Raw genomic sequence first — 19159 nt, 5'->3', positions numbered from 1 at the left:
TCATGCTGCGAGGCCTTTGCACGGCTACTACGCGGCACGATAATCGCGTTAAAAATTCGCGAAAAATGCTCATTTACTCCGTTGCAAACTCCGTTTTTTCGCAAATTTTTGCCTTATTCTCGCACCGCTCATGACACCGCGCAAAGGTCTCGCTACAACCTTAAATCGTATCCAGGATTATTAACCATCACAGCAAGTAGCCTGGATAAGCTTGCGTCATCCAGGATCAACAATGGCAACCAATAAAGCGCAATTCGTATTTTAATAGCAAAATGTATCAGCTTACGCTAATGTGACATTCAGTGAATTTCGTTGACATTAAGAATTGGGATAGAGAACCTGAAATGAGCCAAATATCTGCAAGATTACCGGATGAATTGATTGCTGCCCTTGATGAAGCGGCCACAAAATTGCATCGCACGCGTGCCGATGTGATCAGACAAGCTGTCGAATATTACCTCGACGATTTTGAAGCCATTTCCCGTACCGTAGAAGTTTTGCACGATCCGGCTGACCCGGTATTGGATTGGGAAACCGCAAAGCATGAGTTACTCCGTTAGCATTAAGCAAAGCGCGATGGAAACACACGATAAATTGCTTCGCCGCATCCTTGAAGGCCGCTCGGATGCCAATATCGATTTTTCTGATTTACGGGCACTTTTGTTACACTTTGCCTTTGAAGAGCGTGTCAGGGTAGTCATCACATTTTTCGGCGTAATGGTATTGAAGAACGAATCAATCTCCAAAAACAAGGCAGCAAAGCCAAGCCTTATCAAGTACGCCAAGTCCGCGCAGTTATCTTACATTGCCGCTTGGGAGAAATAAGCGATGTATAAATATGAAGTAATTATCTATTGGAGCGCCGAGGACGACGTTTTTGTCGCGGAAGTTCCTGAACTTCCCGGTTGCATGGCGCACGGCGACAATTATGAATCGGCCTTATCGAACGCACAGGAAGCCATCGGTCTTTGGATCGATACTGCAAAAGAGTTCGGCGATCCGATCCCGGAACCCAAAGGGCGGAGACTTCAGCTTGCTTGAAATGCTGTCTCTAACTCAACTCGTGAGTTGAGGTGAAGTACAAAACCCAACAATATCGAAGCTATTCAGAACTTTGATTTCACTTCACCCGACCCTGCCAACTGACAGAACCAGCGCCATCTGTTAAACTGGTTTACAAGATCAACCAGAATTGAGAGCTAAGCGATGATTACTGTCGGCGCCTTTGAAGCAAAAACCCATTTATCTTCGTTGCTGGAGCGGGTGGCCCAGGGCGAGGAAATCATTATCACCCGCCACGGCAAGCCTTTGGCACGGCTGGTGCCTGTAAATGTTGCAGACCGCTCGCGAATCGATTCCGCGATTGCAAAATTAAAGGTGCTGCGAAAAAATTGCACCCTTGATGGTATTTCGTGGCAAACGCTGCGTGACGAAGGCCGCCGATGACCGGGTTTGTTCTTGATTGCTCGATTGCCGTCGCCTGGTGTTTTGAAGACGAAGCATCGGATACTTGCGATGCGTTGCTGGAACGTGTCCGCGATGAAGGGGCATTAGTGCCTGCCCTATGGTATCTGGAATTGGGAAATGTCATGATACAGGCGGAACGCAGGGGAAGGATCATGCCCGCCGACGTTTCGATCCGGCTCGAGTTGATTGGTGACTTGCCCATAAGCATCGACGATGAGACTTCGCCTCGCGCTTTGCACGAAATTCTCGCCCTCGCTCGTGCTCAAAACCTGACGACTTACGATGCTACTTATTTGGAGCTTGCCATCCGGCATGGCCTTCCGCTCGCAACGAACGACAAGCGGCTGCGAAGTGCAGGCATAAATTGCGGTGTTCAGGTAATTCCGGTTTAATCCATGATATCGCACTTGAAAATTTAATTGTGGATCGGCGGCGAAGGTGCCTGGAAATCATGACAGTATCCATTGACATGAAGCATCTGCTACCCGCTTGGGAGCAATTCCGCAACCGAACCGACATTGCACTCATTCGCGATGATATACACTACGATCGCATGATTGCATTGTTGAATGCATTGCTGGAAGAGGCATCAGGCGACGAGAATCATCCAGCAATGAGCTTGGCCGATATTGTCGGCGATTTGGTCGAAGATTACGAAACGCAGCATCACCGCTTACCCGATGCAACCGGTATCGATGCGCTCAAATTCCTTATGCAACAGCATGGACTCAAACAAAATGATTTAACCGAAATCGGCAGCCAAGGTGTCGTCTCGGAAATTCTGTCCGGCAAACGCGAGTTCAACATTCGTCAAATCCGGGCATTGAGCGAGCGATTCGGGGTATCGCCAGCGACTTTTGTTTGATGGCATTTGAATTTAATTCGTCAGCAAGTAGCCTGGATAAGCTTGCGCCATCCAGGATCAAAACAATGGCAATCAGCGCCGCTGATTGGGATAAGACACAAACCCCAACATAAACGCAATCTCCTACCGTTGGGTTACATTTCACTCAACCCAAACTACGGGCTAAACTCCCGTCCGGAAAGTAAGACTCCATTGCTTTCCCAATCAATACCTCCTCAAGGTTTCTCATGCTACAGCCTTAAATCGTATCCGGAATTATTAACCATTACAGTTTTTCCCGTAGGTTCACGATGTGTTCATCTGGATTGAGACATAGTTCTAGCATCAGTCTACGAAACGGGGTGTGGTCATGAGCAGTAAATGGTCGATCTGGAAATTGAGTATTATGGTTGTTGCTGTTGTCATCATGTCGGGTTGTGTGTCTGTCGAGGAGCAGCGACGGAGCATGGTTAACCATTGCTACAAACTGGGTTTCAAATATAATTCACCGGAATTCTCAGACTGTATTGCGCAATTGGACCGGCAAATTGGCCTTTCGCAACAATATGCCGGAGCATTTCGTTATGGTGTTCCTAATACCTATGGTAGTTGCATGTCCCAAAGACTGCGTTGAATGAGGTATCCGGAATGCGATAAAACCATCGCAATCCTTGATCTGTGACGAACTGACCAGGTCAAATTGTTCGCTTTATGATCCGGTAACCTTACGTAGCGGACTTAAAACCGGAAACAACAGGAATTGCGGAATTATGTGTGCAATGTTCGGACGATGATTTGACAATCGAGACAACCGGTCGTATTATCTGTGCATGTCAAAATCAACCAAAAAAGAATTAAATAGGGAAGGCCTGTTAAACCAAGGTGTTACATTATTCATGGAGCAAGGCTACCATGGCACTGGGTTGCAGGAAATCCTGGACGCAGTAAATGTCCCGAAGGGTTCTTTTTATAATTATTTTGACAGCAAAGAGGACTTTGGCGCCGATGTCATTCAGTACTACATTGATCCGTTTATTGCACAATTGGCGAGTTACTTGGATAACTCTGATACAGATGCTCTCGGTGCAATCAAATGTTATTTTGATGAACTAATAATAGAACTTGAAAAGAATGCGTTTAAAGGGGGTTGCCTCTTAGGCAATCTGATGGGAGAAATAGGCGACACCAGCGAAGTTTGTCAGAAATCTCTCCAATCTGCGGTCAATCGTTACCGGGATCTATTGCAAGTTGGAATAGCGAAGGCACAGCAACAAGGAACAGTGCGACAAGATAAGTCAGCAGAAGAAATGGCTGATTTGCTCATAAATACCTGGCAAGGCGCTTTACTGCGGATGAAGATAGAAAAATCTTCCGCTCCGGTTAAGCAGTGTTGTCAGAATTTATTAGACGATTATTTCAGACCTTAATTTTTTTACTGAGAACAAATACGACTGGTCATATTTAATTCTAAGGAGAGCGAAATGCCGAAATATATAATAGAACGTGAAATTCCTGGGGCCGGTTCACTAACACCGCAAGATTTACAAGCCATTTCTCAGAAATCATGCAATGTGTTGAACAATATGGGTCCAAGAATCCAATGGCTGGAAAGTTACGTGACGGATGACACAGTCTATTGCATTTACATTGCACCGGACGAAGCGACTATCAGAGCGCATGCCGAGCAAGGCGAGTTTCCTGCTCAGCGTGTTTCTCGGATCAAATCTATGATTGACCCAACCACTGCCGAGCAGGATTAGAGAATTTCTCTCGGTTATGAAAATTAAACACTGATATCAAGGGGGTAATATTCATGCAATCCTATACTGCCATCCGCTCCACGATTTTAGTTCTGACTCTGGTTGTTGCAAGTACTCTCGAATCGTATGCCGAGTCAGAAGCAATGACAGTAACCCAAAAACAGCAGGCTTCCACCGGGCATGGCGGTGGCCATAAGCATTATGCGGAGTCCGAAATGGCAAATAAGCCAAGCCCGGATGGCCAGCTTGCGCCCAGGTTGCATAATTTAGGTTCGCACACATTTCCCGTCAGTACCCGCAATCCCTTAGCACAACAGTACATCAATCAGGGACTCAATCTTGCTTACGCATTCAACCATACCGAGGCACGCCGGTCGTTCCGCGAGGCGGCGCGGTTGGATCCGGAACTTGCAATGGCTTATTGGGGGCAAGCACTCGTGCTGGGTCCCAATATCAACGCGATGATGGAGCCGAACGAAGAACCACAAGCTTTGGAGATCGTTCAGCAGGCTAAATCATTGATGACGAATGCATCACCGAGGGAACAGGCGCTTATCAGCGCCCTTGCGAAGCGTTACTCCGGGCAGGCCGGACAAAGGGAGGCGAATAATAAGGCTTACGCAGAGGCAATGCGGGAAGTACATGAGCGTTTTCCAAACGACCCGGATATTGCGATGTTGTATGTGGAGTCCATGATGGATCTCCGGCCCTGGGGTTATTGGATGCTCGATGGCCAGCCGTATGAGGGAACAGCCGAAATCGTAGCGCTCACCGAGGAAGTATTGCGGCGCAATCCGAAACATCCGGGGGCGTTGCATATGTACATTCACCTGATAGAACCAACCAGTACACCCGAGCGCGCAGAACAAGCAGCCGATACACTATTGACATTGATGCCCGCAGCGGGGCACATGATACACATGTCATCGCATATTTATCAGCGTGTAGGCCGTTACGCCGATTCTATGAAGAGCAACCAGCTTGCTATCGCCGCTGACGAGGATTACATCACGCAGTGTCACGCGCAAGGTTTGTATCCGATGGTGTACTACCCGCACAATATCCATTTTCTTTGGTTCGCAGCGACCGTGGATGGTCAAAGCAAGATTGCCATTCAATCCGCACGAGAAGTTGCTAGTAAGATTAGCGATGAAGTGTTGAAGGCAATACCGTTGACAGCAGTTTTCCGCGTAACCCCTTATTGGGCTCTCGCAAGATTTGGGCACTGGCAGGAAATTCTAGCTGAACCCGCACCGCCATCGACCAATCTATTTTTGACGGGAAGCTGGCACTATGTGCGCGGCCTTGCATTTGTCGCAACGGAACAATTGCAACAAGCCGGGCAAGAACTGGAATCGCTACGCAAGATTATGGCTGATCCTTTGCTGGATGGCCCTCTTCTTTCGAAAAACACCACAAAAACGGTGCTAAGCGCTGCACCTGAAGTACTCGCCGGCGAGATTGCTGCTGCGCGCGGACAGTTCGATCAGGCCATTACACATCTTGAGAAAGCGGTTCGCCTGGAAGATGCGTTGGTGTATACAGAACCACTGGAATTTCACTTACCGCCACGGCTGGCACTGGGCGCTATTCTGCTGAAATCAGGGCGGGCAGACGAAGCAGAGACAGTATATTGGGAAGACCTGCGACGGAATCGTAACAACGGATGGGCGCTTTATGGATTGCAGCAGGCTTTGCGTGCGCAAAACAAGGATGAAAAGATCATTACAGCGCGGTTTGAACAAGCCTGGGCGCGCGCCGACGTGAAATTGAACGCCTCCCGTTTCGGGCGCTAGTGAAAATATAGCGCTGTGCATAAGGATTTCAGCGCAAATTCATTAGAAATGCCATGAATTTCTAGAGAAAAGCTTTTCTTCCAACGGCTTGCCGTGGCTTAACTGCCGGTATTGCCAGTAATTGGTTTCAATAGAATTCAGACAAGTGAGAATCTCCACTATGTTCACACATTTCCGGATAGCTCGTCCCGTCAGCGACCTTTCCCGCAGCGATGCGATGTATCAGGCCGGTCTCGGGCTTGCCCGGGTCGGTCATTTTGACGATCACGACGGCTTCGACGGGGTGATGCTCGGCCTTCCCGGTGCAGGTTATCATCTCGAATTTACCTACTGCCGCACCCATCCGGTTGCACCGGCTCCTACGCCTGAAGACCTGCTGGTCTTCTATTTTCCCAGCCGCGATGCATGGGAATCGCGTTGCCAGGCGATGCTCGATGCCGGTTTCAAGCGCGTTTCTTCTTTGAACCCCTATTGGGAGCAAGATGGCCGGACTTTCGAGGATCATGACGGGTATCGCGTGGTTATCCAATGTGCGGAGTGGACTAACGTCAGCGAATCTGATTAATTGCCTGCGCGAGCGATTTGCTGTGTTGGAAACAGAGGCTCATTATGCACGCAGGAATTTCGGCAGCGGCAATCCGTACCAGCTTTTGACGTACAAATATTTCCGCACCGGGGTTTTAATCATCAGCAACAGCAATCCGATGGAATACAAGCACCAGACCGCTACCCCTTCGTTCAAGTCGTTAGTGGTCATGTACGCCAGCAACGGCCCCGACACGAAGTGATAGCTCACCATTTTCCAAGACCCGTACAGTAAAGGCAGCACAAAAGCGGCGTAACCGTAAACATTTCCCATGAAGACATTGCCGTTGGCGGGAATGGCCCAGGCGATATGCCAATCGCCGGAGGTCGAGCAAATCTGCTCACCGCAGAAAGGCATGGTAAATTTTGCGCTGGTGAAGAATGTCATGGTGTAGTTTCTTTCGAAACAGTAGACGACCCAATCGAACGGATAAATCCGCATCATAAAGATGATCGCGGCGGCGGCGCACAATGTGTAAACAGCCGGAGCGATGCGGCGGCGCAAGTCTTCAGGGATGAAATGCATCGCCACTGCATTGACAAAAAAGGGCTGGAACGCGATATGCATATATCCCAGAAAAGTCGCAATCTGATTTCTGGGATCCTGGCATTGATCGATCACCGTGTATGTGTACGCTTGAAGCAATTCCATCAACGAAAAGTAAGCCAGCGCGGCGCACAATACGCCCGACTCACCTTTCCGGTAAAAATACACGGTACTTGCAATGCCCGCCGCTGCTAGCACCGCCGACGCTTCTCCACTCCAGCACATATAACCTCTCTAGAAATATTGAATATGCGCCTGGCAGATTTTTAGACTTATCGAAAGGTTTCAATGAAACGTCAAGGTCTGTTCACGCAATAACCGTTGACTTGAAAGAAATTGGGTCTCGGTAGGACAGGATTTACAAGGGCATTTAAGCGGCATTGTACATGGCTGCCTATTAAATAGACAGCCGTTGCTGAAGATATATTTGTTCTCGACAAACTTCTTGATATCCAGTTCTTATGCGCATTCATCGAGGTTGCACACTTAAATAGGCATTAATTTCCACAAAAATTGTGGGAATTATTTACACAAATATCTTGACGTGTAAATATTTCCCGCATATAGTGCATTCTGTGTGGGAAATAATCACACACAAATTAACTGAAGCAGCAATCATTAACTTCTAATTCATTTAATCTTTGATGGAGAAATAACGATGAAATCCACGATTCTAAAAACTTCAACCGCTTTATCCGCAGTAATGGCAGTATTTTTCACATCACTACCCGCAGCTGATGCGAATGCCGCAAACATTCGCGTGAAATGCGAAAAAAGAGCAGACCAGTCGAAGGTTTCAGTTGACGGCAATAATATGGTTTCCGGCAACTATATTGCCAAAATCGTATCAGGTGACAATGTTAAAGAATCCGAAGCGAAAGCGACGGTTGGGGATGAAATCGAATTCGATTTCGATAGCAGCACTAAGGATGTTACTACCGGAGCAACACGCATCAGCCGGTCTTTCATCCAAGGCGGACGAGTCACCGGGCAACTGATCAACGAGCAAGGATTTACTGTTGCGCAGACAACAAGCACCTGCAGTGTGAAATAACAGTGGCCAGGCTGCTTGAATCCCTCCTGCTCAAGCAGCCTGATTTGTACCAGTTGTTATTGAATTGTATCCTGACTAATTTCTAATTTTCCCTGAAACAATCAAATTCTCATCTGCTTGCGCACCGCCCAGGCAAACAGCCGCGCGCCTAACAACCAGCGGGAAATCACGGCGGCTTTCGAATCCCACGGCAATGCGTGCCGGACCGGCGGAATTGACCGGGTTACGGCTTTCAGGATCGCATTGGCGATGATTTCCGGACCGGGTGCCTGCGGCTCGCCGGCAAGCAGCCGGCGCAAACCGTCGAGGATTTTGCGGTACACCGGCGGGTGCTGAACGGTTTCGAGCAACGCGAATTCCTTCTCGGCGAATTCGGTTTTAATCAGACCAGGCGCAATGACGACAACGTCGATTCCCAGTGCTTTGACTTCGCCGCGCAGCGATTCCGACAATGCTTCGACCGCGTGTTTCGATGCAGCGTACCAGCCAAAACCCGGCAGTGATATTTTTCCGAGAACCGAAGAAACATTGACGATACACCCCGACCGTTGTTCGCGCATATGCGGCAGAACAGCCTGAATGAAATGCGCATAGCCGAATACATTCACTTCGAACTGGCGGTGCGCGGCTTCCACCGAGACGCATTCGAGCGTGCCCAGCTGGCCATAACCGGCATTGTTGACCAGCACGTCGATACGGCCTTTGGTCGCGATGACATGCGCCACCGCCGCGTTGACCGCTGCGATATCGGTGACATCGAGCGGCAGCGGCTCGATATTATCCGAACGGATTTGCTCCAGCCGCTCTTCCCGGCGCGCCATCGCAAACACATAAAAACCCTGTTGCGCCAGCAAGCCGGCCGTGGCTCTGCCGATTCCGCTCGATGCGCCGGTCACCAATGCAATTCGTTGCATAATTTGTCCTTTTTCAACGCGTGTTGCCGATCTTGCCGGAAAAATCCGGGATACAATAAGCCGATGCCTGTTAATTCAGCAATCCAGCGAGTATTTTATGACACTGCAAAATATTTTTTCAGCGATTCCGCGCGATTTATCCGGCGAAGTTTTTGAGACATTGATCGAAAGCAATTCGATCAAGATCGAGCGTATCGTATCAAAAGGCCAGCAATCGCCTTGGTACGATCAGGCGCAACACGAATGGGTCATGGTTCTGAAAGGACAAGCGGTACTATTATTCGACGATCAAACGTCGGTACAGCTTGGAGAGGGTGATTTCATCAATATCCCCTCTCATAAAAAACATCGGGTTTCTTGGACGGATCCCGATCAGGAAACGATTTGGCTGGCGATTCATTATTAAGCCGATCCAAACTTTCGCTGATCCGGCTTAAGCTGAATCAGGAAAATTACTTGCCTGCGAATTGACCGTATTTTTGACGGAATTTCTCAACCCGCCCGGCAGTATCCACAATTTTCTGTTTTCCGGTATAAAACGGATGACATTGCGAACATACTTCGATGCTCAAATTTTTACCCATGGTAGAGCGTGTCTGAAATACGCTGCCGCAACTGCAAGTAACCGTTATCTCTTGATAATCTGGATGAATTTCTGCTTTCATTTGCTACTTCCTCGATGACTGATCCCCGAAAGGGAGAATTAAAAAGTCGTGTATTATCCTTTATTGCGGATGCCGGTGCAACTGCCGCGGCCCAAACTCATACCCGCCGCATGGAATCAAAAAAATCGGAATTGTTCTTGGTTGCCTTGACTTTATCCAGCAGAAACGACATCGCGTCCATATCATCCATCGGGTGCAGCAATTTGCGCAATACCCATATTTTTTGCAGCACTTCAGGTGGAATCAACAATTCTTCGCGGCGGGTGCCGGAGCGATTCACGTTAATCGCCGGATAAATGCGTTTCTCGGCCATGCGCCGGTCCAGGTGGATTTCCATATTACCGGTGCCTTTGAATTCTTCATAAATCACATCGTCCATGCGCGAACCGGTATCGATCAGCGCCGTCGCGATAATGGTCAGCGAGCCGCCTTCCTCGACATTACGGGCGGCACCGAAAAAGCGTTTGGGCCGTTGCAAGGCATTGGCATCGACACCGCCGGTCAGCACTTTGCCGGAAGCCGGTACCACGGTGTTGTACGCGCGCGCCAAACGGGTAATCGAATCGAGCAAGATAACCACATCTTTTTTATGTTCAACCAGGCGTTTGGCTTTCTCGATCACCATTTCCGCAACCTGCACATGCCGTGTCGCAGCTTCATCGAAGGTCGAAGAAATCACTTCGCCTCTGACCGAACGGATCATGTCGGTCACTTCCTCGGGACGCTCGTCGATCAGCAACACAATCAGGATTACATCCGGATAATTGGCCGCAATGGCGTGGGCAATGTGTTGCAGCATCACGGTTTTACCCGATTTCGGGCTGGCAACCAGCAAACCGCGCTGCCCTTTGCCGATCGGCGCGATCAAATCAATGATCCGGCCGGTAATATTTTCTTCCGCCTTGATATCACGTTCCAGCATCAGCCGTTCATCCGGGAAAAGCGGCGTCAGATTTTCAAACAGAATTTTTTGCTTGGAGTTTTCCGGCGGCTCATTATTGACTTTATCCACCTTGACCAGCGCGAAATAGCGTTCGCCGTCCTTGGGCGGACGGATCTCGCCGTCGATCGAATCCCCGGTATGCAAATTAAACCGGCGGATCTGGCTTGGAGAAATGTAAATGTCGTCGGGGCCGGCAAGGTACGAAGTATCCGGAGAACGTAAAAAACCAAATCCGTCCTGAAGCACTTCCAGAGTCCCGTGTCCGTAAATATTTTCGCCCTTCTTAGCTTGATTCTTCAGCAATGCGAAAATCAAGTCCTGCTTTCGCATTCGATTGGCTCCGTCAATTTCGTTTTCGATAGCCATTTTTACTAATTCGGTGACGTGTAAATTTTTAAGATCAGATAAGCGCATGAAGGAGCTCGAAAAAAGGGGATTTACGTATTAAAGATAAGTGCTGGAAGGAAAGCTGTTACAGACGGGAAAGCGTTAATTATGATCGTGGCCTACATCGGAGCCTGGTTCACTAAGCTCATTACTCAATATACTCAGCCAGTTAAATATGACTATCGATGAACGCGGTTAATTGCGATTTAGAGAGCGCGCCTACTTTCGTCGCTTCGATATTGCCGTTTTTGAACAGCATCAGTGTCGGAATTCCGCGAATGCCGTATTTAGGCGGTGTCAATTGATTTTCATCAATATTGAGTTTGGCCACTTTCAAGCGATCGCCGTATTCATTTGCGATTTCGTCAAGAATCGGGGCTATCATTTTACAAGGGCCGCACCACTCCGCCCAATAATCCACTAACACAGGAATTGTCGACTGCAAGACTTCCGCCTCGAAATTCGCATCGGTTACATAATGAATATGCTGACTCATAAAATCCTCTTTTAAATTATTAGTTTCAGGAATAGCTACCTCAGTATTATCACTGAGCCGGGTTTACTTGATCGCTTGGAAAAAAGCTATAAAAGAAAGGTATTAACACGAATTGGCAATGCTATAGAAAAAACCGCGAAAAGGGAAGTACACTTACTCTAAAAATTTTATCCAGCGGCTCAGTGTGCGAATTTGTCAACACTGGTTGCGGAACCGCTCAGCATCACGGTAACGATTGCGGGAAAACCACCAGATGATGCGTTTCAAGTTTGATGCCGATTTTCTCGCCAATCGGATGATTGTGATGGCTGGGAACTAACGCCAGAATCCGTGCCCCGCCGGCAAGGCGCAGCGTGTACAAAATTTCCGCGCCGCGAAATGCCTTGCTGACAATAGCCGCCTGTAACGGACTGGCATCATCGTGAACAACATCGTCCGGCCGCAGCAAGACTTCCACGCGATCGCCCGGCGCGCAATGCGGCGGAATCTCACCGGCAATCACCCCGAGTTCGATTTCAACTTGTTGCGGATTCTTCACCGTGCCGGTAACAAAGACCCCTTGACCGATAAAATCAGCGACAAACCGGTTGGCCGGATGATGGTATAAATTAAAGGCGGTGTCCCATTGCTGCATTGCGCCGTGGCTCATCACGCCGATTTCATCCGCGATCGCAAAAGCTTCGGCTTGATCATGCGTTACCAGAATCGCGGTTATTTTCTGCTGTTTGAGAATCTCGCGGACTTCCATGCTCAAGCGTTCGCGCAAACTGACGTCGAGATTGGAAAAAGGCTCATCCAGCAACAATAACGCCGGTTTCGGCGCTAACGCCCGCGCCAGCGCCACGCGTTGCTGCTGCCCTCCCGAAAGCTCATGCGGATATTTTTTCGCGACAGACGCGAGATGAACAACGTGCAGCATCTCTTCAACGCGCTGCTCGCGTTCGTTTTTGGTTAGCCGGTGCAAGCCGAAACCGATATTTGCAGCCACGTCGAGATGCGGGAACAATGCATAATCTTGAAATACCATGCCGATCTGCCTGCGTTCCGGCGGCACCAGATGCCCGGAACTGCTGACGCACACGCCGTTCAGCAAAATTTCTCCCGCCGATACCGGTTCAAATCCGGCAATGCAACGCAACGCCGTAGTTTTTCCGCAACCGCTCGGACCCAGTAAACAACCGATTTGTCCTTGCTCCAGGGTCAGCGACAAATCATGAATAACGACCTGCGAGCCATAAGCCTGGCGGACATTTTTCAGTTGCAACAGAACGTTACCCATACGATTACTTTTCAGTTTGGCGCATCAATAAGAAAATCGGTATCAATCCCGCCAATACCAAGGTGACGGCAGGCAAAGCCGCTTGATCCCACTGGCCTTCGGAAGTCATTTCGTAAATGCGGACCGCCAGCGTATCCCACCCGAACGGACGGGTCATCAGCGTGATCGGCATCTCCTTCATGACATCGACAAACACTAAGGCAGCCGCGGTAAAAATGCCCGGTTTCAAGATCGGCGCGTGCACTTTCTTGATCATAGTCCAACCATGCACGCCCAAACTCATCGCCGCTTCGTCGATACTCGGCGTTATCCGCTGCATTGCGCTATCAATCGGATAGTGACTGACCGCCATGAAACGGATCAAATAGGCGATCAGCATTGCAACCAGCGTACCTTGCAAGATCTGGCCGGTATCCATCTGAAACCAGTTCAGCGCCAGTTCGCTGAGTCGCGCATCCAGCCACGTCAACGGCAGATAAACACCGATCGCCAGAACCGCGCCGGGTAATGCATAACCGATGGTCGCGATGCGCACGGCATTTTTGGTCGCGGTGTCTGGGTATCGCCGCGCCGCATAGACCATCGCAATCACCATCGCACAAATCAACAATGCCGCCATGCCGGACAACGATAGCGAATGCCATAGGAAATCCAGATAGCGGGCAAAATCATAATCGTGCGCAAACGAATCGGCCGCCCAGTAGCTTAACTGCATAACCGGCAGCAAAAAAGCCAGAAACAGCACGCTGAACATGGATCCGCTCACCACCCCCCCCTGCCATCCGCTTAAGGTGATACGCTGCGCGCGTGCAGTTCTTTTGGATTCCGCGTAACGCATGCGCGCGCGAAATTGCTGCTCCAGCACAATCACCACAAACACAATAATAATCAACAAGGAAGCCAGTTGCGAAGCCGCTTGCAAAGAAAACATGCTAAACCATGCTTTGTAAATGGCGGTGGTGAAAGTATTGTAATTAAACACAGCTACCGTGCCAAAATCAGCCAGTGTTTCCATTAGCACCAGCATCAAGCCGCCGGCAATCCAAGGACGCGCCATCGGCAACGCCACTTTGAAAAAGCCCTGCACTTTGTTTAAACCCAGCGATTGAGCGACTTCCAGCGAACGCTTGCCCTGACTTAAGAAAGCATTTTTCGCCAGCAAATAGACATAGGGATAAAAAGCCAAGGTCATTACCAGGATCACACCCGCTCTGCCGCGTATTTCCGGAAACCACGACAAATCGGAATCCAGCCATGCGCGCAAAGTTGTTTGCACCGGTCCGGTAAAATCAAACAAACCCAATGCTACAAAGGCTGTCACATAGGCCGGCATAGCCATTGGTAACAACAATGCCCAAGCGAAGAACCGCCGCCCGGGAAATTCATAGACCGAAATAAACCATGCCAAACCGATACCGACCAACGCGGTGCCGCAGATAACGCCCGCAGCGAGCCAAAAGGTATTGATTAATATATCCGGAAGCGTGGTTTCAAGCAGATGTTGCCAGATATCGCCGGCAGGCGCCAGTAGTGACGACACCACCACCGCAACCGGCGCCAAAACCAGCGCGGCTACGATAAAAGGCGTCAGGCGCCAGAAAGCGAAAAAGCGATAACGGGAAAATAGCACCGGCAGTTTCCCGCCGGAAGAAGCATCACGATTGAACACGCTGCAACTGCTTGAGGATGCGGTGGTTTATCGCGAGCTTAGCGATAACCTGCACGATCCATCAGTTTCACGGCAGCCGTTTGCAACTCGCCGGCTTTCGCCAGATTCATCGGATTCTGCTTGAATTCACCCCACGCCGCGACAAAAGGATCCGCTGTAATCTTCGGATTGACCGGATATTCCATGTTCACGTCGGCAAAAAGATTTTGCGCTTTGTCCGATGACAAAAATTCCAGCAGCTTGATCGCTGCGGCTTCATGCCGGCCATGACGGGTGACACCGGCACCGGAAATATTGACATGCACGCCGCCGTCATTCTGATTCGGCCAGAAAACCGCCAGCGGCAACTTGGGGTCCTTGCTCATCAACCGGCCAAAATAATAAGTATTGACGATGGTCACATCGCATTTACCGGCAGCAACGAATTCCAAAGCTCGGGTGTCATCGGATAAAGGATCGGTCGCCAGATTGGCCACCCAGCCTTTCACGATTTCTTCAGTCTTGGCTTCGCCATGCTCGGCGATCATCATGGCGACCAGCGATTGATTGTAAACTTTCTTCGAAGTGCGCAAACATAAACGCTTACGCCACTTAGGATCGGCCAGATCCTCGTAAGTCGACAGCTCTTCGGGTTTCACTTTCTTGGTGTTGTAAATCAACGTCCGCGCCCGGATCGACAAACCGAACCACTCATTGGCCGGATCGCGCAAATGCGCCGGGATATTGCTTTCCAGCACCCCCGACTTGACCGGCTTCAATAATCCGGCCTGCGAAGCCGCCCAAAGATTACCGGCATCGGCGGTAATCAACATATCAGCCGGGGTGTTTTTCCCTTCGGCTTCGAGCCGCGCCAGCAGCGCACCTTCATTGTCGGTCGTATATTTAACCTTGATACCGGTTTCCTTGGTAAACGCATCGAACATCGGCTTGATGAGCTGTTCGATACGTGCGGAATAGACAACCACTTCTTCCGCATGAACCGGACATACCGCCACGATAGAAAGCAGGAAAAAAAACGCAATCGAAAAATGGGACTTTATTTGACTTAACATGAAAGATTTCCAAGCAAAAAATGTTGAAATACCGGACTACCCTATGGCTGCTACTATAGAATGAATAAGAATAATTATCAATTGAAGAACCGCACCTGATTTATATGCAAGTCACCGCTCAATTTTCGACCGCGGATTGAAACCAGCTATTCAGTTCCTTGCGCCCGACCAGCGGCAGCTTGATCGCCGGCGGATCGAGATCGACGCCGAACGATAAGCCGAGAAAATTAAACTCGATGCCTTCGATCTCGCTGACCAGCACCCCCATCAAACCGAACAGCGAAACCTGAAAACCGCTGCCGCTGGGTGCTTGCCCAAAAATCCGGTAGCCGAGGTAATCTTTACCGATCGCTGTCGGCGGCAAATCCAGTTGCAACTCCGGCACGGCACGCGAAATCCACGCAACAAAAGTATTGGAATTCGGGCCCGGCCAGATCGTGTAATTTTTAGGATAGGGATAGCTGCGCGCCGCTTCGTCGATTTTCGCAATCAGCGCATCCACACCTTCGCCGCGTTTGTCCAGCAGCAGCTCGGGCATATTGCCGTACCAGCGCCGGTCGGGCACATTGTCGTAAATCACCACCACCGGCAATTTGCGCCGCTGCATCCAGCCGATCACTTCGTATATCGTGAACGACTCCGCCGCCGTGGGTTTGACCGCGATCCAGGTGTGAATGCCGAAATAGCCGCGCCAGCTAAACGCTCTTGCACCATAAACCTGCACAATCGCTTCCGGCGTCGTCAGCGGATCGGGCGCGATGCCGGCCGATTCGCGGCTGGCGTTCCACCAGTACTGCGCTTGCGCGCGGTGCGGTGTCGCGGCAATCAGCACCAATCCCAATGCCAGCAGTATAGAAAAAAAGATAGCAATCCGTTTCATTCAATCATCGGCCTAAGCTGTTTCACGGCCCGGTACGTTTCCCCAGCATCTCCGGCAAATTCCGTAAAAACCGGCCGGCATCCAGCATCTGCCGCCGCAACAACTCCCAATCCTCGGCGCGTTTTCTGGCATCCATGCAACGCATCATGCGCACCCGCAATGCTTCGTCCTGATGACTCAGGATCGCCGCCCACAAGCTGTCGTCGACATTATAAACTTTACCTTTCAATAAACAGACCGGGATCACCTTTTCAACCGGCACCGCCAAATCGCTGGCGATCGCCTGCACTGCTGCGTTGATATTCAGTGACTTGGTATTGGACGGCTGGGTCAAATCATACGGCGGCTGCCATTCATTCACCGGGCGCAATCGGTCGATAAAACTGGCGGCCACCAGCAACGGCGGCGAGCGCCGGTCGGTCCACGCCGCTTGCGCGGATCGCAATTGATCCAAACACTCGCGTTCGCTCTGCCGGTCCGGACGGTTGGCCGCGCTGACCCACAAGATCAAGTCGGCGTTCTTTGCAGCCGCCAGCATTTTCGCTGGATCGAATCCGGCGCTATCGCATCCCGGACTATCGAAAATCAACGCCTGCGTGAACCCCTCGCGCGTTAGCACAGACGGTTTAAAGGTTTGCTTGCCGTCCGGTAATTGCTCGGTAGTGGCTGCGAGATTGCCAAATAACGCATTGATCAAGCTCGATTTGCCTGCATTCGTTCGGCCGAGCACCAGAATCCGCAACGGTTCCGCCGCTGTTGCGGCCGTTTCCTGAGCCGCTTCCTGCGCCTGTTCCAGATCCGTTTTGGATTCCGGCGTGGTTGATTCGATCAATGCTTCGTCCGTCAACGTTAATCGGCCGCTGTACAAATCGATCGCGTAGTAACCGACCTTGCACACATACGCTCGCAATAACCAGCGGTGCAATTCGTCCCTGGCCTGATCGAAACTGCGCTCGCGCAAATGCCGCCATGCTTCACCCAGCAGCGCATTGAGCGGATTAATGAGGATGCTGCCGGCGCGGTAGATATCGATAACTTTTTCTGCCTTTGCCTTCCAGCGCTGAATCCGGAAAAAATCGCCAATGGTCAGGCGTGTGCTGAACGGTATTTTTTCCGCGAAATCACGGCGCAAATCACGGCTCGCGCGCTCGATGATCAGCAAGGTGTGCGGAATCGTCAGTTCGAGTAAAGGCTTTTCCACATCCGGATGATAGCTATGCGCGACCGTTTCCAGCGTTTTCTGCCCGAGCGACAGTATCCAGGTGCCTTCTTCCAGCGGCCAGTCCTGCGGATTACAAGTTTCGGCAAGCGCTTCTACCCGTTGCCAGACCGCATCCGCATTCGGCGGCCACTGCGGATTCGGCGCTGTCACGGGCGCATTCAGCAATTGCCGCTGTTGCCGCACCAGCCAATACTGCAAGCCGTAGCCCAAGCTGCCGCATATCACCAAGGCAATCAGCCAATATTGCAAATTGCCGCTTTGCCACAGCCAGAAAAAGCCAAAACCCAGTAAAGCCAGTAGCGGCAATAGCATCAGAATGAATACCAGCAGCCGTAACGGATCGATTCGCGCGAGCGTCGATTTCATCTAGGCTTGCCCCCGCAACCGGCTTTTCAGCACGGCAGCGCCGCGTTCCAGCTCTTCGACGTAAATCCGGCGCAAAGTATCGGCATCGACATTCAAGCCATTCTTGCGCCGCTCAAAAAAATAAATCGCGATTTTGCCCAATGCGTAAGTAGTCGCGCCACTGGAACTCGCACCCCACACCGCGCCGATCGTTTGCCCCCAGAACGGGATCACCTTCACCACTGCGCGGCTGAGCCAGCGCGCCACATAACTGGACGCGATTCCGGCGCCCACCAGCCCCAGAAACTCAGTGACCGTACTGCGATCCCAGCGCTGTCCGTAAAGCAACGCCAAACTATGCAACAACTTCGCCTGCACCGCCGATACCGCGACCAGATCCACCACCGGCAAAGCTCCCAAGCCCGCAGCCACCAGCGCAAAACCGACGATGTGCGAATGCGCGGTGCGCGCGTATAAATCCTGCACTTCCTGATCGCCGCCCAGCTGGTGCTGCAAACCCAGCGATGTCAACGACTCAATCGCTTGCCATAGCGCTTCCAGACCGTAATCCGGCGGCTCGAAACCGTCCTCGGGCAAGGTCAGATCGACCGTCACCCAGTTTACGGCTGCAAATCCCGGCAACGGCTTCAAGGCTTCGCGTTGCGCTCGAATCGCGCGGCGCAAATCCTGCGGCACGTCTTCCGGCAACGGCTCGGATCCGAAAGGCCACGGTTGCACGTGCTTAAAACCGTCCGGATACAAATCGTGCAAGCCGGTTTGCACCAGCAGCACCGGCCACTCCGGGTGACGCCCACGAATGTTATGCAACACCTCGAATATCGCTGCCGGATCGGAATCCGCCACTTTCATCACCGCCACCAGCAAGTGCGCTTGCGCTTCGCAATACTGCATATCGTCGCTTGGGTCGTAAGCCACCACGCCCAAACCCGGCGTATCGAGAAATTTGACGAGCGGCGCTTCCGCCGGAAAATCGTAAACGCGTGAACTGCGCGTGCACGGCTGGAACCCGTTGCCGATCTCGGCAGTTTCGCTACCGGTCAGCGCACGGATGATCGAGGTCTTACCGGATTGAGTTTTACCCAGCAGCCACAGCACCGGCACCGGCATCTTCGCGCGCGCTTCGCGCAGCGAAGCCTCCAGCAACGCCGGATCGACTTTGGGTTCGAGCAACGCGGTTCGCAGTTGCTCCCAATAATCCGTCCAGTTTTTTGAATCTTCTCCTTTCATCATTCA

23 protein-coding genes are annotated in these 19159 nt (G+C 51.0%); 12 read left to right on the top strand and 11 right to left on the bottom strand.

The genetic code is table 11. From position 1 onward, the window contains the following. The first annotated feature begins 344 nt into the window (after positions 1-344). From RBH92_RS02910 to RBH92_RS02865, 10 genes are all read left to right on the top strand, one after another. Positions 345-560, top strand: coding sequence for a ribbon-helix-helix domain-containing protein (locus RBH92_RS02910; protein WP_307933198.1), 216 nt, complete (start codon positions 345-347; stop codon positions 558-560). After that, the gene (locus RBH92_RS02905) at positions 544-825 is read left to right on the top strand and encodes a hypothetical protein (RefSeq protein ID WP_307933197.1); all 282 of its coding nucleotides are present in this window, start codon (positions 544-546) and stop codon (positions 823-825) included. Before RBH92_RS02910 ends, RBH92_RS02905 begins: the two co-directional genes overlap by 17 nt. 3 nt (positions 826-828) lie before the next feature. Next, positions 829-1041 carry a type II toxin-antitoxin system HicB family antitoxin gene (locus RBH92_RS02900; protein WP_307933196.1) on the top strand — a complete coding sequence of 71 codons (213 nt, stop codon included), beginning with the start codon at positions 829-831 and terminating at the stop codon, positions 1039-1041. Positions 1042-1206: 165 nt separating this feature from the next. Next, positions 1207-1446 (top strand): type II toxin-antitoxin system Phd/YefM family antitoxin, encoded by a 240-nt coding sequence (locus RBH92_RS02895; protein WP_307933195.1) that lies wholly within the window; start codon positions 1207-1209, stop codon positions 1444-1446. After that, the gene (locus tag RBH92_RS02890; protein WP_307933194.1) at positions 1443-1859 is read left to right on the top strand and encodes a type II toxin-antitoxin system VapC family toxin; all 417 of its coding nucleotides are present in this window, start codon (positions 1443-1445) and stop codon (positions 1857-1859) included. Before RBH92_RS02895 ends, RBH92_RS02890 begins: the two co-directional genes overlap by 4 nt. Before the next feature lie 59 nt (positions 1860-1918). Then, on the top strand, positions 1919-2332 hold the full coding sequence (locus RBH92_RS02885; protein WP_307933193.1) for a helix-turn-helix domain-containing protein: 414 nt from the start codon (positions 1919-1921) through the stop codon (positions 2330-2332). An 809-nt stretch (positions 2333-3141) separates the two neighbouring features. Continuing rightward, positions 3142-3738 carry a TetR/AcrR family transcriptional regulator gene (locus tag RBH92_RS02880; protein WP_307933192.1) on the top strand — a complete coding sequence of 199 codons (597 nt, stop codon included), beginning with the start codon at positions 3142-3144 and terminating at the stop codon, positions 3736-3738. Positions 3739-3792: 54 nt separating this feature from the next. Then, positions 3793-4071 (top strand): DUF4242 domain-containing protein, encoded by a 279-nt coding sequence (locus RBH92_RS02875; RefSeq protein WP_307933191.1) that lies wholly within the window; start codon positions 3793-3795, stop codon positions 4069-4071. A 53-nt stretch (positions 4072-4124) separates the two neighbouring features. Further along, positions 4125-5867 (top strand): tetratricopeptide repeat protein, encoded by a 1743-nt coding sequence (locus RBH92_RS02870; protein WP_307933190.1) that lies wholly within the window; start codon positions 4125-4127, stop codon positions 5865-5867. Between the two features lie 160 nt (positions 5868-6027). Next, positions 6028-6432 carry a VOC family protein gene (locus tag RBH92_RS02865; protein WP_307933189.1) on the top strand — a complete coding sequence of 135 codons (405 nt, stop codon included), beginning with the start codon at positions 6028-6030 and terminating at the stop codon, positions 6430-6432. Positions 6433-6474: 42 nt separating this feature from the next. Here RBH92_RS02865 and RBH92_RS02860 read toward each other — a convergent pair whose 3' ends face one another. Further along, positions 6475-7224: a DUF5765 domain-containing protein gene (locus RBH92_RS02860; RefSeq protein ID WP_307933188.1), complete on the bottom strand. Its 750-nt coding sequence runs from the start codon at positions 7222-7224 to the stop codon at positions 6475-6477. Between the two features lie 433 nt (positions 7225-7657). Between RBH92_RS02860 and RBH92_RS02855 the strand changes: the two genes are divergently transcribed. Then, complete coding sequence (locus tag RBH92_RS02855; protein WP_307933187.1) at positions 7658-8053, top strand: hypothetical protein; 396 nt, start codon at positions 7658-7660, stop codon at positions 8051-8053. 101 nt (positions 8054-8154) lie between these two features. Here RBH92_RS02855 and RBH92_RS02850 read toward each other — a convergent pair whose 3' ends face one another. Next, entirely contained in the window at positions 8155-8967 is an 813-nt protein-coding gene (locus tag RBH92_RS02850) for an SDR family NAD(P)-dependent oxidoreductase (protein ID WP_307933186.1), read from the bottom strand. Between the two features lie 97 nt (positions 8968-9064). Between RBH92_RS02850 and RBH92_RS02845 the strand changes: the two genes are divergently transcribed. Then, complete coding sequence (locus RBH92_RS02845) at positions 9065-9373, top strand: cupin domain-containing protein (protein WP_307933185.1); 309 nt, start codon at positions 9065-9067, stop codon at positions 9371-9373. Between the two features lie 46 nt (positions 9374-9419). On the opposite strand, the gene rpmE is transcribed toward RBH92_RS02845, so the two are convergent. The 9 genes from rpmE to RBH92_RS02800 form a co-directional block, all read right to left on the bottom strand. Further along, entirely contained in the window at positions 9420-9632 is a 213-nt protein-coding gene (gene rpmE / locus RBH92_RS02840) for a 50S ribosomal protein L31 (protein WP_307933184.1), read from the bottom strand. Between the two features lie 97 nt (positions 9633-9729). After that, the gene (rho, locus tag RBH92_RS02835) at positions 9730-10989 is read right to left on the bottom strand and encodes a transcription termination factor Rho (RefSeq protein ID WP_292925209.1); all 1260 of its coding nucleotides are present in this window, start codon (positions 10987-10989) and stop codon (positions 9730-9732) included. A gap of 142 nt (positions 10990-11131) precedes the next feature. Then, positions 11132-11458, bottom strand: coding sequence for a thioredoxin TrxA (gene trxA / locus RBH92_RS02830; protein ID WP_292925208.1), 327 nt, complete (start codon positions 11456-11458; stop codon positions 11132-11134). A gap of 223 nt (positions 11459-11681) precedes the next feature. Next, complete coding sequence (locus tag RBH92_RS02825; RefSeq protein ID WP_307933183.1) at positions 11682-12737, bottom strand: ABC transporter ATP-binding protein; 1056 nt, start codon at positions 12735-12737, stop codon at positions 11682-11684. A gap of 4 nt (positions 12738-12741) precedes the next feature. Further along, positions 12742-14367, bottom strand: a complete 1626-nt coding sequence (locus RBH92_RS02820) for an ABC transporter permease (RefSeq protein ID WP_307933916.1) — start codon at positions 14365-14367, stop codon at positions 12742-12744. Between the two features lie 77 nt (positions 14368-14444). Continuing rightward, the gene (locus tag RBH92_RS02815) at positions 14445-15458 is read right to left on the bottom strand and encodes a Fe(3+) ABC transporter substrate-binding protein (protein WP_307933182.1); all 1014 of its coding nucleotides are present in this window, start codon (positions 15456-15458) and stop codon (positions 14445-14447) included. A 118-nt stretch (positions 15459-15576) separates the two neighbouring features. After that, entirely contained in the window at positions 15577-16338 is a 762-nt protein-coding gene (locus RBH92_RS02810; RefSeq protein ID WP_307933181.1) for a DUF3750 domain-containing protein, read from the bottom strand. A gap of 22 nt (positions 16339-16360) precedes the next feature. Then, positions 16361-17926, bottom strand: coding sequence for a GTPase family protein (locus tag RBH92_RS02805; protein ID WP_307933180.1), 1566 nt, complete (start codon positions 17924-17926; stop codon positions 16361-16363). Further along, positions 17927-19156, bottom strand: a complete 1230-nt coding sequence (locus tag RBH92_RS02800) for a YcjF family protein (RefSeq protein ID WP_307933179.1) — start codon at positions 19154-19156, stop codon at positions 17927-17929. Positions 19157-19159 lie beyond the last annotated feature (3 nt).

Source organism: Nitrosomonas sp. sh817 (assembly GCF_030908545.1).
Classification (GTDB): Bacteria; Pseudomonadota; Gammaproteobacteria; order Burkholderiales; family Nitrosomonadaceae; genus Nitrosomonas.
Note: the sequence above shows the minus strand (reverse complement) of the source record. Positions and strands in the feature narration are given on the sequence as shown.